Annotated in this window: 17 protein-coding genes and 2 tRNA genes; 5 read left to right on the top strand and 14 right to left on the bottom strand. The window is 40.3% G+C overall.

All coding sequences use genetic code 11. The features are described 5' to 3' along the window. Positions 1–170: 170 nt before the first annotated feature. From E7413_03475 to E7413_03445, 7 genes are all read right to left on the bottom strand, one after another. Positions 171–950: a 5'-methylthioadenosine/S-adenosylhomocysteine nucleosidase gene (locus tag E7413_03475; protein MBE7018921.1), complete on the bottom strand. Its 780-nt coding sequence runs from the start codon at positions 948–950 to the stop codon at positions 171–173. Next, the gene (locus E7413_03470) at positions 947–1,192 is read right to left on the bottom strand and encodes a hypothetical protein (protein ID MBE7018920.1); all 246 of its coding nucleotides are present in this window, start codon (positions 1,190–1,192) and stop codon (positions 947–949) included. Before E7413_03470 ends, E7413_03475 begins: the two co-directional genes overlap by 4 nt. A 139-nt stretch (positions 1,193–1,331) precedes the next feature. Then, positions 1,332–2,588, bottom strand: a complete 1,257-nt coding sequence (locus E7413_03465) for a GHKL domain-containing protein (GenBank protein MBE7018919.1) — start codon at positions 2,586–2,588, stop codon at positions 1,332–1,334. An 18-nt stretch (positions 2,589–2,606) separates the two neighbouring features. Continuing rightward, positions 2,607–3,332, bottom strand: a complete 726-nt coding sequence (locus E7413_03460; GenBank protein ID MBE7018918.1) for a response regulator transcription factor — start codon at positions 3,330–3,332, stop codon at positions 2,607–2,609. Positions 3,333–3,734: 402 nt separating this feature from the next. Continuing rightward, the gene (locus E7413_03455) at positions 3,735–4,322 is read right to left on the bottom strand and encodes a manganese catalase family protein (GenBank protein ID MBE7018917.1); all 588 of its coding nucleotides are present in this window, start codon (positions 4,320–4,322) and stop codon (positions 3,735–3,737) included. Between the two features lies 1 nt (position 4,323). Next, positions 4,324–4,581: a spore coat protein CotJB gene (locus E7413_03450; GenBank protein MBE7018916.1), complete on the bottom strand. Its 258-nt coding sequence runs from the start codon at positions 4,579–4,581 to the stop codon at positions 4,324–4,326. Further along, complete coding sequence (locus E7413_03445; protein MBE7018915.1) at positions 4,578–4,754, bottom strand: spore coat associated protein CotJA; 177 nt, start codon at positions 4,752–4,754, stop codon at positions 4,578–4,580. Before E7413_03445 ends, E7413_03450 begins: the two co-directional genes overlap by 4 nt. Before the next feature lie 289 nt (positions 4,755–5,043). On the opposite strand from E7413_03445, the gene E7413_03440 reads away from it, so the two are divergent. After that, positions 5,044–5,928 carry a sugar phosphate isomerase/epimerase gene (locus E7413_03440; protein MBE7018914.1) on the top strand — a complete coding sequence of 295 codons (885 nt, stop codon included), beginning with the start codon at positions 5,044–5,046 and terminating at the stop codon, positions 5,926–5,928. Between the two features lie 2 nt (positions 5,929–5,930). Here the strand turns inward: E7413_03440 and E7413_03435 are convergent, their stop codons facing one another. Beyond that, positions 5,931–6,782, bottom strand: coding sequence for a helix-turn-helix domain-containing protein (locus E7413_03435; protein MBE7018913.1), 852 nt, complete (start codon positions 6,780–6,782; stop codon positions 5,931–5,933). Positions 6,783–6,910: 128 nt separating this feature from the next. Between E7413_03435 and E7413_03430 the strand changes: the two genes are divergently transcribed. The 4 genes from E7413_03430 to E7413_03415 all read left to right on the top strand — a co-directional run bounded on the left by E7413_03430 (position 6,911) and on the right by E7413_03415 (position 14,510). Then, on the top strand, positions 6,911–8,302 hold the full coding sequence (locus tag E7413_03430; GenBank protein MBE7018912.1) for a hypothetical protein: 1,392 nt from the start codon (positions 6,911–6,913) through the stop codon (positions 8,300–8,302). 161 nt (positions 8,303–8,463) lie between these two features. Beyond that, positions 8,464–8,892: a MarR family transcriptional regulator gene (locus E7413_03425; protein MBE7018911.1), complete on the top strand. Its 429-nt coding sequence runs from the start codon at positions 8,464–8,466 to the stop codon at positions 8,890–8,892. A gap of 25 nt (positions 8,893–8,917) precedes the next feature. Then, positions 8,918–12,628, top strand: a complete 3,711-nt coding sequence (locus tag E7413_03420) for a carbohydrate-binding protein (GenBank protein ID MBE7018910.1) — start codon at positions 8,918–8,920, stop codon at positions 12,626–12,628. A gap of 880 nt (positions 12,629–13,508) precedes the next feature. Next, positions 13,509–14,510, top strand: a complete 1,002-nt coding sequence (locus E7413_03415; protein ID MBE7018909.1) for a hypothetical protein — start codon at positions 13,509–13,511, stop codon at positions 14,508–14,510. An 80-nt stretch (positions 14,511–14,590) separates the two neighbouring features. Here E7413_03415 and E7413_03410 read toward each other — a convergent pair whose 3' ends face one another. From E7413_03410 to tsaE, 6 genes are all read right to left on the bottom strand, one after another. Further along, the gene (locus tag E7413_03410; GenBank protein MBE7018908.1) at positions 14,591–16,663 is read right to left on the bottom strand and encodes a polyribonucleotide nucleotidyltransferase; all 2,073 of its coding nucleotides are present in this window, start codon (positions 16,661–16,663) and stop codon (positions 14,591–14,593) included. A 331-nt stretch (positions 16,664–16,994) separates the two neighbouring features. Next, positions 16,995–17,258, bottom strand: a complete 264-nt coding sequence (rpsO, locus tag E7413_03405; protein ID MBE7018907.1) for a 30S ribosomal protein S15 — start codon at positions 17,256–17,258, stop codon at positions 16,995–16,997. 286 nt (positions 17,259–17,544) lie between these two features. Further along, a tRNA-Val gene (locus E7413_03400) sits at positions 17,545–17,620 on the bottom strand. A 3-nt stretch (positions 17,621–17,623) separates the two neighbouring features. Further along, positions 17,624–17,700 (bottom strand) — tRNA-Met (locus tag E7413_03395). A 190-nt stretch (positions 17,701–17,890) separates the two neighbouring features. Continuing rightward, on the bottom strand, positions 17,891–18,616 hold the full coding sequence (gene tsaB / locus E7413_03390; GenBank protein MBE7018906.1) for a tRNA (adenosine(37)-N6)-threonylcarbamoyltransferase complex dimerization subunit type 1 TsaB: 726 nt from the start codon (positions 18,614–18,616) through the stop codon (positions 17,891–17,893). Continuing rightward, positions 18,585–19,004 (bottom strand): tRNA (adenosine(37)-N6)-threonylcarbamoyltransferase complex ATPase subunit type 1 TsaE, encoded by a 420-nt coding sequence (gene tsaE, locus E7413_03385; GenBank protein MBE7018905.1) that lies wholly within the window; start codon positions 19,002–19,004, stop codon positions 18,585–18,587. The genes tsaB and tsaE overlap by 32 nt, the downstream gene beginning before the upstream one ends. Positions 19,005–19,040 lie beyond the last annotated feature (36 nt).

Raw genomic sequence — 19,040 nt, 5'->3', positions numbered from 1 at the left:
TATCAAAAACACTTCCGGTAAGAACACCGAGTCTTGCATTTTCGAAATCTTCAAATGTTTCAAACTTCTTTTGTTGCTCCGTCTTGCCACCGCATCCTGCCAAAAGGCTGACCGTCATAAGAAGTGCGAGCAGTAAGCATATCAATCTTTTTAGTTTCATTGTTTACACCTCATTTCAAAAAATCTTCATACAAAAGCTTGGCGAACTGTGCACTGTTGAATGCTGCGAACTTTTGATACTGATCTGATTTTTCTTCGTCTGCATAGTCACACACACTTTTTATAATAAGTCCTTTCGGCCTTGGCAACGTGGCTTCCTTTACTGCATACATTACTGCATAGGACTCCATATCAAGAGCTGCGGTATTGCCGTATTGGGAATGAATTTGTTTTTCTACAACCTCACTGTTTGCCACTACGGTTGAGCCGCATGCCATAGGGCCGATATGTACGTGGTATTCGTTCTTCGGACTTTCTATAGCATGCTCCACTGCCTCCAAAACAGCTTCATCCGTATTGATAAAGTGTGGTCTTGGAATAAAACCGACACCACCGAAGTTCACGCGGGCTTTACCGGATGAAACGAATTTACCGGAAGAATAGTCCCATACAATGTCCGGAATTACAATGTCGCCATAGATTTGTTCTACTGCATTTTTATGGGCAACGCCTGCTGCAATCCCAACCATGAAAACGTATTTGGGACGAAAAACAGAAATCATTTTCATCGTAAGGACACCTGCCGCTGTCATTCCCATTTCGTTCTGTCTTGCAGTGATGACCTTAAAGGTTTTGCCACCACGCTCAAAGGCGGTTTTGTAGTATTTTTGGTCATCACCTTCCAAAAATACAGGTTCCCAATTCTTATATATATGTCGCAATCCTTCTTCTTCGGTTGCTGTTGCTGTAATCAGCGCAACATAATAATCGTATTCGTTGATTCTGTTCATAGCTTTATCCCGCCCTTTTTCTTATTTTCCTTGTTCTGACATATGCTATATAACTTTTCACCCCGTGGTGTTTCTTGGGCACGTATTATTGTCTCTTCTGTGCGGAAGTCTGTAAATCGGCAATAAAAGCAGTCTTTCGTACAAGCGAAAGCACTCGGAATCGTATCTTTTTCCCATAAAGGGCAAGTGTCTGTTTCAGATATAACAAGATAACCGTTTTCGTCATATTTTTTTTCGTTCACGATTATGCCTCCCTTGCACAAATGTCATATGCTTTCTCTAAAAAACAGAGTACAATACTTATAAAAGAGTATAACAAAAAAACTCCCCAAAATGGGGAGTTTGGCGTACATTGTACATTTTTTGTCGTAGATTGTAGTTTTATTTCAGATTCAGGATGATTTTTGCAGAGAACATTCCATCCTCGGCGGTGAAATCATACATGCCTTCATATTTGCTTGTGGTGGCGATGACTGAACGGATACCAACACCAAAGCCGGACTCATCAAAGGTATAGTTTGTTTTGCAAGGATTTTCCACCTTTATCACAAGGCGTTTGTAGTTTTCTTTTATACGAATATCTATAAACTTATCCTTGTTTTTCAGCTTTGCTGTGGCATTGATTGCATTTTCGAAGAGATTGGCAATGACCACCACTAGGTCTTGCGCAAGAACAGTAAGTTCGCGGCTACTCTCCGCAGCAACTTTTACGGAGATTCCTTGTTCTTTTGCACGTCTTTCGTAAACAGTGATAATGGTGTTAATCGTTCCGTTTTCGCAGTAGCGCACTTCACCGGATGCTTCTTTATCAATTTGCACAAGATTTTTTAGGTATTCCTTTACGCTTTCAAAATCATTGTTATTGGCATACTCCAACATAATGAGATTATGGTGACGGCGGTCATGTTTTGCATGGTTTTCAATGGCAAGTTGTGCATTTTCTGCCTCAATCTGTGCCATAAGCAGTTTGTTTTGTGTATCTACCGCTTTTTTCATTGCTGCTTCGGATAAACTGTTAATGTTTGAAAAAATAACCGGATATACAGACAAAATGGAAATGCTTAAAAAAACAAATGTGATAAACGCAGGATCGTCAAATCCTGCAAGTCTTACCGGGAATACCGAGGACAGTATTATCGTTATAAGAAAAACGATATTTACAAAAATCAAAGGTGTCCAACCTGTCGTTATATTCTTGGATGCCTTGTGGTACAACGGACAAACATAGCAAAGGAAATAGATGACGACAGCAAAAAGCAAAACCGCCTGAACAAGCACGGTGAGTAACCAATGAAACTCGCTGAGCTTGTCTTTCACCATAATAAACGGTGATGTAATAATGCAGAAGAATATCGAATAGGTCAGTATGGTAAACACTCTTTGAGCCAATCTGCCTTTGGTGGTTACAAAAAAAATCACATATTGACCCACAAGTGCAAGAATAAATCCAATAAAGAACTGTAACCCCCAATTCTTCAGCACCAATTCCGAGCAAAGCAGAAGTGCGGTTTGAAATGCGATCCAGGCACCCCAGATGATATAGGTTGTTTTTTTGCTGTATTTGAGAGGGGAGGAGTAAATACCTGCGGTGGCGTGTGCTACAAGTAAGAGTATGAGTTCTATGATTGTTGCAGTCATATTCTGTTAATCCTCCTGTCATTCACATTGAAAGTTCCAAAAAACTTTTTTCAGTTCAGCGTGCTTACCTCTCGGTATCGGTATCGTTTTGTTGTTATAAAGAAGAATCTCAGATGAGGTCAAATTCTTTATGTTGCGCAGGTTTATAATGTATGCACTCCCCAAACGGAAGAAGCCGTCATTCTTTGCAAGTATTGCATAAAGCTCTGAAACCGTCATTCTTACTTTGAGTAACTGAGTATTCTCAAGCGTTATATATTGGTAATGGTCGTGTGCTTCCGAATACATAATATTGTTTGCGTTGATACTCTCTATGCCGTTTTCAGTTTTGAGCCGAATCAGTTTGCTTTGTAATTTTTCTGCTTGCAAGAGCGCAACATCTATCGCTTCATAAAACTTTTCAGGTTCCAGCGGTTTTATCAGATAGCGAAGGGTTCCTGTTTCATAACCTTGCGGAGCATGTTCTATTGAGGTTGTTAAAAATATAATCGGGTTTTCAATTTCTCTTGCTCTGATTTCCTTTGCAAGCGTTGTCCCCATTTCCTCACCGATATACACATCAAGGATAAATATGTCAAACAAGGCACCATTATCAATGCTATTCAGAAGCAAACTTGCAGAGTTGAAGGTCATAACTTCAAGTTCTGATTTTCTGCTTTTTTCGGAATGTTTTTTGATATGGTACGAAACCTCATCTAAAATCTTTGTTTCATCATCGCATATAGCTATTCTCAATGCTTTCACCTTGCTTTCTTACCAAACTTAACAACCATCCACCTTTCGGACAGTTGTATTATACGACACAATTTACGCATAATTTTATAGATTCCTGATTGCGAAAGTATGACCGGTTATCCGTTCGGAGCTGATATCTTTATCCATAAAAGTTACCTTTTTAGTTCATTTAAATGTAATTATATCACATATATATACGAATTTCAAGAGCCGTACAGATTGGAGGGATAATTTTTTTAACCATCAGCTATTTTCAAGGACTTTTGTATTAAATCCAATAAAAAACAAAAATTACCATCGCCAAAATCAAGTTGCGTTTTACAAATCACAAACGCAAGAGAAATTCAATCACCCCGGAACCCAAACGGTTTCCGAGGTGATGTTTGTGATACAATTATACTACATCTTGCATCAGCAGTCATTCATATAAAATTTCTTCGGCTCACATTCACCCGACTGAATCCGGTTTAATACCTCACCAAACCGCTGGAAGTGAACTACTTCGCGTTCACGAAGATAACGGATGACCCGTTCCACGTCTTTGTCATCACACATTCTTAAAATGTTGTCGTAGGTGGCACGTGCTTTTTGCTCTGCTGCCAAGTCTTCCACCAAGTCAGCGATGGGATCTCCTTTTACGGCAATATATTCCGCTTTCCAGGGGTTTCCTGCTGCAGCAGTAGGGTATACCCCCTTGGCATGGTCGATATAATAGGCTGCCATAGGGCTGTTTTCAATCTCGCCTGTGGTGGCATTTTTGGTTAACTGATGAATTAAGGTTGCCACCATTTCCAAGTGGGCAAGCTCTTCTGTGCCAATATCGGTTAAGAGTGCCTTAGCTGTGTTATCCTTCATAGAGTAACGCTGAGATAAATATCGCATAGATGCCCCTAATTCACCGTCGGGACCACCGTACTGGCTGACGATGAAGCTGGCAAGCTTCGGGTTAGGGTTTTTGATGTTAATCGGAAACTGTAATTTTTTCTGATATTCCCACATATTATTTCACCTCACAAGTATTATCCCAGGGCCATGGGTCGTTGACCCAGCTCCAGCTTCCGTGCTTTGAACCGTCACAGGCGGTTAAGGGGCCGAATTCTTTGGTGTATGCCAATTTTAGCAGTTCCAGGTCTTTTGCCCAGGCGGCGTGTTTTTCGATAGCGTTTTTATCAGTGGGGTGGGAATCCAGATACAGTGTCAATTCATTGACGGCAAAATCATATTCCTGAATTTGTCTTAATAACTGATTTTTTCTCATTTTTTACATCCTCCGCACTGTTTGGGTACATATTCCTCCATAGGGATATTCAGTTCGGGAAATAAGGTTCCTGCTTCTAATGCTTCGCAAAGGGAATAGGTTTTGTTAAGCATCTGAGGAACTACAAACGCATACCCCACACGGGGCATAAAATCAAACATATATTCTAACATGGTTAGATTCCTTTCTCGTGGAAAATGTTGAGTACTGTTTGGGGGATTTTTTTTGTAAAACAGCCTCACTATCTTTCTATGAAAATTTCAAAAAAATGTGAAAATAAAACAAAAAGCACAAAAGACTTTTTTGCTCTTTTGTGCATATAACCGTGTAATTTTGTCACATCGCAAAACAAAATTACCATATTTAAGGGAAGAAATTAGCTATTTTCTATAGGAATATTCCGTTATAATGATAGTAGGAAAAAATATATTTATATATTTCATATATTAGGAGGCCTATCTTATGAACAAATTAGGTATTTTTATGAATTTTTGGGAAAAGAACTGGGATGCAGATCATGCAAAGTACATCAGAAAAGCAAAAGAAATCGGCTTTGATGTATTAGAATTCCAGGCACAGCCCTTACTTGAAATGTCTGACGACAAAATCCGTTCTTTACGTGCATTGGCTGACGAAGTGGGTATCGAGCTGACCTACAGCTTAGGTTTAGACCCTGCTTACGACGTTTCTTCTTTGGATGAAACCGTAAGAAAAGGCGGTGTAGAATACTTACAGAATATTATCCGTAAAATGAAAGTTGGCGGCGGAACCTTATTGTCCGGCGTAAGCTATTCCGGTTGGGGAACTCCTGCTGATTTCAATGATAACAAAGCTGCATACTGGAATCAGAGTATCAAGAGCATGAAAGAAATCTTAAAAGTTGCAGAAGAATGCGGCGTTACATACTGTGTAGAAGCAGTTAACCGTTTTGAAACCTGCTTAATCAACACTGCAGCAGAAGCTTTGGAATATGTTGCAAACTTTGACAGCCCCAACATTGGTATTTTACTTGATACCTATCACATGAACATTGAAGAAAATAACATCGGTGATGCAATCCGTTCTGTTGGCAGCAAACTGACCAGCTTCCATACCGGTGAAAACAACCGTACTGCTCCCGGTAAAGGTCACTTAGACTGGGATGAAATCTTCGGTGCATTAGCTGATATCAACTACAAAGGCAGAATTATTTCTGAACCTTTCGTAATGCAGGGCGGACAGGTTGGTAAAGACATCCACGTATTCCGTGATTTAGTTGAAAATCCCTGTGAAGCTACCATCGATAAAGAAGCAGCGTACTTACTGAACTTCGAAAAAGAAATGCTCAAAAAATACAATATGGCGTAATGCTATTTTAAATTGAGCGGAAACTGTTTCCGATAATCTCTGCAGGAAGTGCCGTAGTGTTTTTTAAACAGTTTGGAAAAATAGTTGTAATCGGGGATACCCACCATGGTGCAGATGGTATGTATTCGAAGGTCGGTATCGGTTAGCAGATGCTTCGCTTTTTCCAGACGTAAGCTTAAGATGTAGTCGGCAACCGTCCCATCAAAATGTTTTTTCCACAGAGCATACAGACGGTTTTTGGATACACCGAATTCCTCGCAGATTTGGGAAACCGAAAGTGGATTTTCTAAATTTAATTTCAGATATTCATCAATTTGATTGATAAGGGTGTGGTCGCCCATATCAATGGTTTTGCTGATTAAAAGCTGTAATGTGGCATAATGAAGAATGTTGGCTGTGGATTCAATCGCCTGAGGCAAAAGTTTTTTCGTGGATTGATAAGCTTCGTTTAGCTTTTCTTCTGAAAGAGAAAGTTTTTTGCCTAAGTCACGAAGCAGGTTTTCGGATTCTTCTTCGGTTAAGGAGCCGTCCTTAATTTGTCCAAACAGGATGAAGCCCAAGGGCTTGTCTTGATACATAATGGGCATGGCGGTGTCAACTAAACCTGCGTGGCATTTTGCCGTGATGGGTTTTAGCTGGCGGTTACATTCCACAATGAGTCGTTTATCGCAGGTCAGGCAGGCTTTTTTTCCTGTGGGGACTTGCTTAATAAGCTCACAGAATGCAGGCATCTTTTGGGGCATAAAGGCAAGCTGATTCATCTCAGCATCCCAGAAGCTGACGGTTAGCCCTGTCATATTGTGAAAATCAGTTAAAAAGGATTTGATTTTATCCAAGTCGTATTTTAAAACCATAGGTCTGACCTGCTTTCTTATTTAGAATATCACTTTCATTATACAAAATCAGAGTAAACTAGTCAAGAAAAATAAGTAAAATTGTTTTAAAATTTGAAACAATTTTACCATAAAAGGAGAACCTTATTATGAGCTTAACTTATGCATTATATGTTGGTAACCGTGGGTTTTTCCCCGGTGAAGTAATTGAATCTGCAAGAATTGAAATGGTTGCAGCAATCAAAGAAGCAGGATGTGATTGTATTTATCCTGATTTAGACAAAACCAGATACGGTGCCATTGAAACCATCGCTGAAGGTAAAATTTTTGCAGATTTCTTAAAAGAAAACGAAGGCAAATATCAGGGGATTATCCTGTGTCTGCCCAACTTTGGTGACGAAAACGGTGCGATGGTTGCATTAAAAGATGCCAAAGTGCCGATTTTGGTTCAGGCATATCCTGATGAACTGGGAAAAATGGATTTTGCCCACAGACGTGATGCAATGTGCGGTAAATTCGCAATGTGTAACGCTCTGCGTCAGGCAGGTATCAAATTCACTCAGACCACCGATTTCGTATGTACTCCTTCCTCTGATTCTTTCAAAAAAGATTTGGACAAATTTGAAAGAATTTGCCGCGTTGTAAACGGTATGAAGAGCTTCAACATTGGTTGTATCGGTGCAAGAACTTCCGCGTTCAAAACCGTTCGTGTGGACGAAATTGCTTTGCAGAATGCCGGTATCAATGTGGAAACCGTTGACTTAAGTGAAGTATTTGCAAGAATGAAGAAAGTTGACGAAGCAAAAATCCCTGCAATGAAAGAAGAAATTCTGGCTGTTACCAACTTAGGGGAATGGGGCGACGATAAGTTGACCGCTATGGCGAAGTTGGAAATCGTTTTAGAAGACTTAGTAAAAGAACTGAATTTAAATGCCTTAGCAATCAGATGTTGGCCTGAATTCCAGACCGAAACTGCGATTGCACCCTGTACCTGTGTTGGTATCTTAAATCATAAAGGCATTGCAACTGCTTGTGAAACCGATATTGTAAACGCAGCAATGATGAGAGCTTTATCTTTGGTAGGCGGTTCTCCCGTTACTTTGTTGGATTTTAACAATAACTATGGCGATGCAACCGATAAAGCAATTATGTTCCATTGCGGTCCTGTACCGATTAACATGATGGAAGGCAAAGGGGAAACCATTGAACACTTAATGTTCAAGAAAACCTTCGGCCCCGGCACCGGTGCAGGTGTTAACAAAGCGAAAATCCGTTCCGGTGATATTACCTGGGGTAGCATCAGAACCGAAAATGGTAAAGTGCTGGCATTTGTGTCTGACGGTAAATTTACCGATGATCCTTTCGATGCTGAATTCTTTGGCTCCGGTAAAGTAGTGCAGAAAGAAGGCATCAACGATATCTGTAAATATATGGCCGACAACGGATATAAACATCACGTTGGCATTTCCTTAAGTGATTCTAAAGATGCTTTAGTGGAAGCTTTTGAAAAATATTTGGGTATCGAAACCAAAGTATTCTAATTAACTTTATGAAAGTAAAAATACCGTTGGGAACGATTTGTTCCCGACGGTATTTTGCGTAAAAAAAACAAATTTTCCGATAGTAAAAAGTCAAATTTACTGGTTTACAAGCAAAAAAAGATGTGCTAAAATACGATTTAGGATTTTAAGGTGGTAATTTTTTGAACGCAAAAACATTTTTCTACGAATTTGGACGAGAATTTTATAAAATAGATGCTTATTATGCACAGTTTGCTAAAAAAAGCGGTGTTCCGCCGCGGCTTTTATGGGTTTTGTATGCGTTAAATGATGGGGAAACTCATACGCAAAAAGAAATTTGCGATACCTGGATTTTGCCAAGAACCACGGTGAATACGGTTGTGAAAGAGCTGAAAGAGCAGGGGTATGTGATACTTACGCCGATCAGAGGGAAAAAACGGGAAATGAACGTTGTTTTAACTGATGCTGGAAAAGTATATGCCAATGAAAAATTAAAACGACTTTATGAAATTGAAGACCGTGTTTTTCAGCAATTAACAGAAACCGACAGGCAAGTGATTGAGCACTTAAAAACGTTGGTTTCCGGCTTAGAACGAGAACGAAAACAATAATTTTTATATAAATGACTATTTATCAATGAAACAGAATTTATTTGGAAAGAGAGGATTTTCTTTTATGAAAAAACTTTTGTTACTTCTGCTGGCGATTTGCATGCTGTTGCCTGCAATCCCCGTAGCAGCGGCAACGCCTGCTTTCAACGGAGCGTACAGTGGTGTTTCATCCACCTATAAGAATGGTTATGTGGGTGAATTTGCACCGAAAAATGCGCTGGCAAAAAGTGGCTCCGGCGGAACGGCATCAGTACCCGGGGTGGACTATAAGGCGTCCTCCAGTGCCCCTTGGGATGCTAATGGCGGCTTTGTTATGGTATATGGAGACTGGGCAAATCTGGAAATTAATGTTCCTTATACCGGTGTTTATGTGATGCAGCTTCGTACCACTTGGGTACGCGGCGGTGGCACCACTACGTTCCGAGTGACCACCGATGCAGGCTATTATACCGAGCACACCATCGGTACCAATGGCTGGAGCAGTACCTATTCACAGGACCAGCTGATTTATTTAACTAAAGGAAAAAACACAATTAAAGTGGAACTCTTAGGGGATAGAGATGTTTATAACGCGTTGCTTGCTTTGTTGGATTTAGGGCGTCTGGATAAAAGCGGCGCTACCAAATCTTTAGATTTCTTACCATTGGTAAAACAGGTGAAACAGTATCCCCAGAACATCACTACCAAATCCATTGATAAGCCCGGAACAGCGAATACTGTTTGGGGCAATGTAGTTGATTATAGCGATGCTCAGGTTTCTCGTGACAATTATCTCTGGTTAGAACCAAACGGATGGGCAAAATTTAATGTGACGGTACCTCAGACCGGGTTTTACTACGTGCAGGCAAAAACCATGAGCGGGCAAACTGTACTTCGTACTTTTGCAGGTGACTATAAAGCTGATTTGCCTGTTGATACTACCGAGCAGTTTTATCGGTTTGATTCCAACGGAGAGTATCTGTTTGTATTTTTAGAAGCGGGCGCTACCTCCATTTACTTACAGAATGTGGGAAAAGCCGGTTGTGAAGTTTTAAGCTATGAAATCAAAGCTTCTTCTGTTCCCTATGATGAAGGCATTGTTCCAACCCTGGAGGATTGTGCCGTACCTACTGAAACAGAAGCAACTGTAATCAGTAACTTAAACTTAAATGCAGATACTGCATCTGCAACTGTGGACTTTTTGAAACTGGAAAATTGCGTGGATACGCTTTGGTTGATTTTAGCAGATTTTGATTCTTCCAATCATATATCAGCTTTGAATCTGACGACCATTGATACCACTTCACAGGCAGTTGGTGTGAAACGGAGCTATCCCGTTTCTCTGCCGGGCTCCTATACCAACCTAAAAACCTTTATTGTAGATACCAATTTAACTCCTTATACCGGTGTTGCGTTAGAAGCAGAAAATCCGGAACTTTCCGTATATTCCGACATTTATGTTTCTCCCACCGGAAATGATAATCATGACGGTAGCAAAAACGCTCCCGTAAAAACTCTTGCAAGAGCCAATGAATTGGTTGCAGAACTGACTTCTGATATGACCGACGACATTGTGGTCCATTTTGCAGGTGGAAATTATCCCGTTACCTCTATGATGACCATTGACGAAACAGTAAGCGGTCAGAATGGTTACAAAGTTATTTATAAAGGTGACGATACCAGTAATCCGCCGGTATTTAATGCAGGTACCAAGGTGGAAGGTTGGACCAAGCAGACTGATTCTCCCATCTGGGTGGCAGATGCATCTGACATTACCGCTACCAGAACGCTGTATGTAAACGACAATCCTGCAACCTTAGCAAGAAGCCGTTATTTATATCAGCCGACTGCATTGTATAATAAAACAGGTAGCTCTTACGCATCTGACGGCTTTAAAATTACCAATACCAATTTCCCGGAAATTAAAACAAATCCAGGAGATGTTATGGTATGTTGGCCCATTCTCTGGACCTTATCCAGAACTCCTGTCAATAATATCACAAAGGGCAGAGTGACCACTGTATTTGATATGCAGCAGCCTCAGTGGGCAACCCATACCACTCAGGGGTACGAGCACTTGAAGATTGGTACCGGCAGACAGTTCTACATTGAAAATGCACTGGAGCTGTTGGATGAACCCGGCGAATTCTATTTCGATAAAACTGCGAAAAAAATGTACTATTATCCTTATAAAGAAGAGGATATGACCACTGCAGAGGTATATGCAGGCACCACTGAAAAAATGCTCTATTTAGGCGGCGATTCCACCTCCAATAAGGCATCCAATATTGAACTCAACAACTTAACCTTCAAATACAGCGCTTATAACGAAATGTCCGAAAACGGAGCAAAATTCAATCAGGCAGACAACGAGTGGTATTGCTACAGCACATCTTCCGTTGGCTACGCAGATCGCTTATTCCCGGGTCAGATTACGGTAAATTATGCAGATTCTATCACTATTAAAAACTGTGATTTTGCTTGTCTTGGTTCCAACGGTGTCAGCATGGATAACGCTGTGACCAATTCTTCTGTAGTAGGTAATATTTTCCGTGATATTTCCGGTACTGCGTTGGTATTAGGTCACTTCCTGCATGGCAACACTTTAACGAGCGGTCAGGGTCGTGTTACCAATGTGGAAGTAGCAAACAATGTAATTCGCCGTGTTGCCAATGAATACACGGGATGCCCGGCAATCTCCATTTATTACGCAAAAGCAATCAATGCCCATCATAATGATATCAAAGATGTGCCTTATACCGGTATCTCTGTTGGTTGGGGATGGGGTGCTGATGTGTCAGATTGCAGAGATATTTCCATTACGCACAACCGTATCGAAAATGTTACCCATAAGACCGAAGACGGTGCACATATCTACACCTTAAGCCGTATGGAAAATACGCATATTTCCAATAACTACTTAATAGATGCAGGGGATTACCGTGGCGGTATTTATTTAGATGAAGGTACCGAAGCAATTACCATGGCAAATAACGTTGTAACCGGCTCTGATGCGATGATTTATGCAAGAAGCGGCGTTAATATCAGCGGATGTGTGGCAACCAATAACTATACTGATACCACAAACGATTCCTGCGATGATTCTGTTTGTACCGAAACCGGTACTGTCAGAGTGACCGACGGCAATTGGCCTGCTGCTGCAGTAGCTATTATGAATGAAGCAGGGGTGCAGGATGCCTATAAATATCTGCTGAACGAAGCGGAACATCCTACCTGGAGAATTTTAGCATATGAACGTTCTCCCGAAGCTGCATTCGAAAGCGATGAAATTGTGGATGTAAACCGTTGGATTATTGCAAAAGAATATGACAGATTCAATGAAATCAGTCATTCCAAACCGTCCGTATATCCCGGTGGGGAAGTGGGTGACACTCGTCCCGGTGAATGGCTGGAATTTGATTTCTATGTTCCCACTACAGGTACTTACACCTTGTCGTTACGTGCCAGCGATGGTAACACCTCCGGTGCTGCTTGTACCGCAAAATTGGATCTGGATGGAACCACCATTCAATCCGCATTCTCCATCCCCCGTACCGGTTGGTCGCTGGTGGACTATACTGTAGGTAGTTACAAACTTAATGCAGGCACTCACACCTTCCGTATCACCGTTCAGGGATTGGATTGGATGATTGGTGGATTCAAGTTTGATAACGGAACAGCTCTTCCCGATTCTTCCGATTACGATGAAGGCACCATTATCACCCAGGATACCATGATGAAGAACTTTGGGAAATAGTATAAAATAAGAAGTAAAAACCACCTTACTAACGAAAAACACCGTCTGAGAACTGTCGTTTTCAGCGGTGTTTTTCTTATCTTGACAAATTTGGAAGAATATGCTAAAATGATTTTGGAGCGATGAGTGGCAAGCTCGCTTCGGACGTAAGCTCATCAGACATCACAGTCAAAGACATCTTTAGTTGTACATCAGTAGCATCACGTTTTGGGGAGATTGTATATTTATTGGGCACTTGCTCTGCTCCTTATGAAATCGAATACTTCTTCTGTAATGTGCCTTGTAGCGTAATCTTTTTAAGATGAAACTGCCGCAGTTACAGAAAGAATCCGATAGGAAATCATAGTAAGATAAGCTTCGTTTTGGACGTAGAGCCAAAAGATTCAATCATTAGGCACTTATCAGATTTCCGCATACCGCTGGTGATGAGCCTTGTGATGTAATCTTTTTAGGATGTAGTCACCGCTGTCATTTGGCGGTATTTTAATTTTAAAAACAAATTTTGTATCTTATGTTATAGTAAAATGCAGTGAAACTCAAACACTATAGAATAAAGTAAGTTGAGGTGCAGACGATGCGATGTGAAAAATGCGGAAAATATATTGTAGATTCTTTTGAAAGCACTTGTCCGTATTGTAGTGCGGATTTGACCGGTACGGCGGCGTATCAGAAAAGTGTTGCCCGAAAAAAAGTGAACACAGCAGATAAAGCGGCGATAAAGGCATCTAAAAAAGCTGTAAAAAAAGCATCAAAATTATATACTCCTTTGATAGCACCGGGAGTTTTTTTCGGATTTGGTGTTGTTGCATTTGTTTTGACCTTCATCTTAGCCTATCATGATATTCCGGAATTTATTCGTAAAATTCCGGGAGAAGATTTTTTGGGAATTGTATTCTTAGTTGACTGTTTAACAGTTCTTTTCGGATGGATTTGTTTGGTGATTTCAGAAAAAATTTTCATCAGAAATCTATTGAAAAAAACAAAGGATATGAAGTTTTATGACAGTGATTGGATGCGTGGCTTTCAAAAATACGATAAGGTCGGTTACTATGTTCTGAAAGGTATTTTGCACCGGATATTGCAAGTAGAAACTACTATCATTGATGGAAAAAAAGAGTATTATTTACAGAAAAATCAGCAGATCAGCGACGAAGAACTTCAGCAATATTGCAAGAAAAATCCTAACGTTAAACGTATTATACACTTTTTAAATGATGAGAAAAAATCGTTGTTTGAAGTTATTCGAAATGTTTTTCCGGATCATGTTGCCACCAGTGAAGATTATAAAAAATTTCAGTCGGAGTTAAAAAAATTTGATTCAATCCGCCAAATTTGTTTTGCTGCTGTGGTAACTGTGGTGATGTATTTTTGCTGTACCAAATTGATTATGGGCATTCATCACGGAAAAGCAGTGAAATTATTAATTTATTATATGATATTTATTGATCCCTTCATATTGTTCGGAGCATATAAGCTTTTTTCGGCAAACAGTGATAAATATTTAAAGAAGATTAATTCTGGCGTGTATCATCAACAATCGCCGGATGATGCCATAATTTTAAATCTTGTGAAGATGGATGTAACCAAGCCGCAGAAACCGGAGGAGATTGCTTTTGTTTTACGCACTTATGCTCTTTTGTATTATAATCTGAGAGCAAACATCCAAAAGCAGCATGATCAGTCGTTTTTATGGCAGATTTTTGCAGCAGTTGATGCTGCTTGGAATTTCTCCGTCCAACAAGCCAAAGAAACAGCTAAAAAATATCCTCGTATGGAAAGCAACAATAGCAGTACCGGTTGCGGCGGCTGCAGTAGTTGCGGCGGTTGTAGCGGTTGTAGCGGCTGTGGCGGATGCGGAGGCTGCGGCGGTTGTGGAGATTAAAATGTATTTTTTATTAAAAACAAAGAGATGGATGTTAAAAAGCATCCATCTCCTTTTTATTTATGAAATTCGTTCGAAAATTAGCCCAAGAGAGCTTCTTTTCTGGAAAGGTTTACACGACCCTGTCTGTCGATTTCAATGATTTTTACCATAATTTCATCGCCTTCGGTTACAACGTCTTCCACTTTTTCCACACGTTTGGTATCCAGCTGAGAAATGTGAACCAGACCTTCTTTACCGGGCAGATATTCCACGAATGCACCGAATGCCATCAGTTTGGTAACTTTACCCTGATATACAGCACCAACTTCGGGTTCTGAAACGATACCTTCCACGATTGCCAATGCTTTTTTCGCTGCATCTGCATCCACTGCACAGATAAATACGGAACCGTCATCTTCGATATCGATTTTTGCACCGGTATCAGCCACGATTTTTTGAATCACTTTACCGCCTGCACCGATCACTTCACGGATTTTATCCACGGGAACTTTGGTGGAGAACATTTTGGGAGCATATTTTGCAACTTCTGCTCTGGGAGCGGGAATTGCTTTTAACATAATATCATCTAAAATGTGGATTCTTGCTTTTCTGGTCATTTCGAATGCTTCTTCGATAATGTCATAGGTTAAGCCATCCACTTTGATGTCTACCTGAATTGCGGTGATACCTTTATGAGTACCGCCCACTTTAAAGTCCATATCGCCGAAGAAGTCTTCAATACCCTGGATATCTAAGAATACTTTTCTGCCGCCTTCGTAGGTTACTAAGCCGGTGGAAATACCTGCAACGGGAGCTTTAATGGGAACACCTGCATCCATCAATGCCAAGGTGGAACCACAGATACTACCCTGAGAGGTAGAACCGTTGGAGCTTAATACTTCAGATACTAAACGGAAAGAGTAGGGGAATTCTTCCACGGAGGGAATTACGGGAGCCAATGCTCTTTCAGCCAATGCACCGTGACCGATTTCACGACGTCCGGGACCTCTGGAGGGACGAGCGTCACCAACAGAGTAGGAGGGGAAATTATACTGATGCATATAACGTTTGGTATCTTCTTCGTCAATACCGTCTAAGAACTGAGCTTCGTTTACTGCACCTAAAGTTGCAATGGTCATAACCTGAGTCTGACCTCTGGTGAATAAACCGGAACCGTGAACTCTGGGAAGTAAGCCAACTTCTGCAGCTAAGGGACGAATTTCATCCATTGCTCTTCCGTCAACACGTTTGCCTTCCACTAACCAGCCGCGAACGATCATTTTCTGCAGTTTGTATAAGCATTCGCCTAAGATTGCAGGATCAATTTCGTCCTGGAAATGTTCGGTTACTTCTTTGCATACAGCGTCAACGCCGCCTTCTCTCACTTCTTTCTGGTCGGAGATGATAGCTGCTTTGATTTTATCTTCAGCGTATGCTCTAACGGTTTCATAAATATCTTTATCTAATTCAAAAGACTGATAGCCGAATTTTTCTTTTCCGATTTCTTTTGCGATATCGTTGATGAATTCGCACATTCTTTTGATTTCCACGTGACCTAATTTAATAGCGTCTAACATGGTTTTTTCGTCAACCTGGTTTGCACCGGCTTCAATCATAACGATTTTTTCTAAGGAACCTGCAACGGTTAAGTCTAAATCGGAAGCAGCTCTCTGTTCAGAGTTGGGGCAAACAATCAGTTCACCGTCAACCAAACCAACGCCAACAGAAGCGATAGGACCGTTGAAGGGAATATCGGAAATTGCCAGAGAAATTGCAGTACCTAAGAATGCTGCGATTTCAGGCTGGTTGTCCTGTTCCACGGATAATACGGTTGCTACAACCACAACGTCGTTTCTTAAATCTTTGGGGAATAAGGGACGGATAGGTCTGTCAATCGCACGAGAAGCTAAGATAGCTTTTTCGGTGGGTTTGCCTTCTCTTTTTAAGAAGCCGCCGGGAATTTTACCAACAGAGTACAGTTTTTCTTCGTAATCAACGGATAAGGGGAAGAAGTCAATGCCTTCTCTGGGCTGTTTGGAAGCGGTGATATTAACCATAACAACGGTTTCACCCCAACGAACTAAGCAAGAGCCGTTTGCTAACTGAGCCATTTTGCCGGTTTCAACGATTAACGGTCTGCCGGCGAACGTAGTTTCAAAAGTTCTGAACATAATTTTAAATCTCCTTTTCTTTTGTTTTAGAGAAAGGGTCGCTTTGGCTTTAGCACTTGAAAAGATATTTTTAATATTCGAAATCATACGGATTTTCTTTTTTACTTTTTTTGAAAAAATACTTTTTAAAAGCAAAATTCCTTACAAATCTAAATATTAAAAAAACCTTTTCAATTGCTATAACCTTAGCTTGTCCTCTCTTTTTTATATGATAAATATTTTGTTTTTTAGAATGAAAAAACGGCAAGCTGACAAAAATAATCAGCTTGCCGCTTGTTTTTTAGAATGACTTTAAAAGTAATTCCGGCAAGCAAGAACTTTACCGAGAAAATTACTTTCTTAAACCTAATTTTTCGATGATTGCTCTGTAACGGTTGATGTCTTTTTTCATTAAATAAGCCAGTAAGCCTTTTCTTTTACCAACCATTTTCAACAGACCTCTTCTGGAATGATGGTCTTTGTGGTTTAATTTTAAGTGTTCGTTTAAGTGATTGATTCTTTCGGTCAGAAGAGCAATCTGAACTTCCGGAGAACCGGTATCGGTTTCGTGGTTTTTGTAGGTAGTGATTAAATTCTGTTTCACTTCTTTTAACATGGTGAAATCTCCTTTTCTTCGCCAATTTTATGGCATTTTTATTTACTTGTTCCCGAGTAATGGGCCAAGGATGTGCCAAGCGTTTCGTTGGCGTTTTCCCGAAAACTCAGTTAACAGCTTTGCTATTATAACATATAAATTCTTATTTGTAAAGAGTTTTTATTAAAAAAATCAAGTTTTTTATGAAAAAAGAAATAAATTTTTCCGGATTGGTTCATCAAAATGAACATTAGACAACATTATGGTGAGCAAAAGAAAAAGCCACACACATCCGTGTGCGGCTTTTTGGTGGGAACAATAGGGCTCGAACCTATGACCCTCTGCTTGTAAGGCAGATGCTCTCCCAGCTGAGCTATGCTCCCATGTGGTAGCGGTAGACGGACTTGAACCATCGACACTGCGGGTATGAACCGCATGCTCTAGCCAGCTGAGCTATACCGCCACATAGTGGATTGACTTTTATCGTCAACGGATGATATTATAGCAAACATGAAACAAATTGTCAAGTATTTTTTGATAAAATTTTGAAAAAATTTCTTTTTTATGAAAAAATTCAATTTTGAATGATGTTTTTTGCCAAAATGCGAAAAAACACCTTTGTTTCACTGAGGAAGCAAAGGTGTTTTGGTAAATTATTTTTCTTTGTTTTGTTTATTGAAAAGTTGTTGTTCGGGTTGAGATGCTTTTAAATAACGGATAGAAATATCGGAATAAGAAACTGTGTTTTCTGCTTTGATTTGTTTTGCTGCCGCAATTCCAACAGAGGACGCTCTTTGCAAAGTCAGATGTGCAGGTGCAAATACAGCTTTATCTTTTAACGCTTTTTGGATAACATCCCGATAATTTACTGCAGCATCTCCCAAAAACATTACTTTTCCCCGACGCTCTTTTAAAAATGAAAATAATTCCGTTAAGGGCAGGGGAGTATCTGCTAAGATTTTCTCTCCGTTCTTATAGACTGCTGCATACACTTCTTGACGTCTTGCATCTAAAATCGGGCACACATATCCGGAAAAATGCGGAATATTTTCTGCCAATGCATCCAGTGTGGATATTTCTACCAACGGCTTGTTCACAGCATGTGCTAAACCTTTTACGGTGGAAACACCGATTCTTAATCCTGTAAAGGAACCGGGCCCGTTGGTAATGGCAAAATAGTCAATCTCGGAAAGATCTTTTTTGGTTGCCACAAGCACTTCCTCCACCAACGGCAAAAAACCTTCGGAATGTGTTAAACCGATATTCTGAGTGTATTCTGCAAGCATTACTTCGTTTTCAAAAAGAGCAACTGTTGCAGTTTTGGCAGAAGTGTCTGCCGCAAGTAATTTATAATTCTTCAATGGTAATAATCCTCTCATCTTCCCGGTCGGTATGTTGAATGGTAAGGCGTGTTACAGGATAATCCTTTAAAATGTCCGCCGCCACCTGAGGCCACTCAATAATATTCACTCTGCCGGATTCTAAGTATTCGGAAAACCCCATCTCATATAGCTCATCTTCTGAGGAAATCCGATATAAATCAAAGTGATTGATAGGCGGATTGGTGGGATATTCATTCACTAACGTAAAGGTGGGACTGCAACCTCCCGACGAAAATCCAAGTGCAAAAAGGAGCCCGTTTACAAAGGATGTTTTTCCTGCACCCAAATCACCTTCTAACAGAATAATCTGACCGGGTTTTAAAGTTTTTGCAAATTCCGCTGCAAACTGAACAGTTTCTTCATAGGAATGAGTGTAAACCTGCATCGTTTCAAAAGTTCTCCTTTTTATGAGTGAAGATTA

Source organism: Oscillospiraceae bacterium, assembly GCA_015068645.1.
Classification (GTDB): domain Bacteria; phylum Bacillota; class Clostridia; order UMGS1840; family UMGS1840; genus SIG452.
Note: the sequence above shows the minus strand (reverse complement) of the source record. Positions and strands in the feature narration are given on the sequence as shown.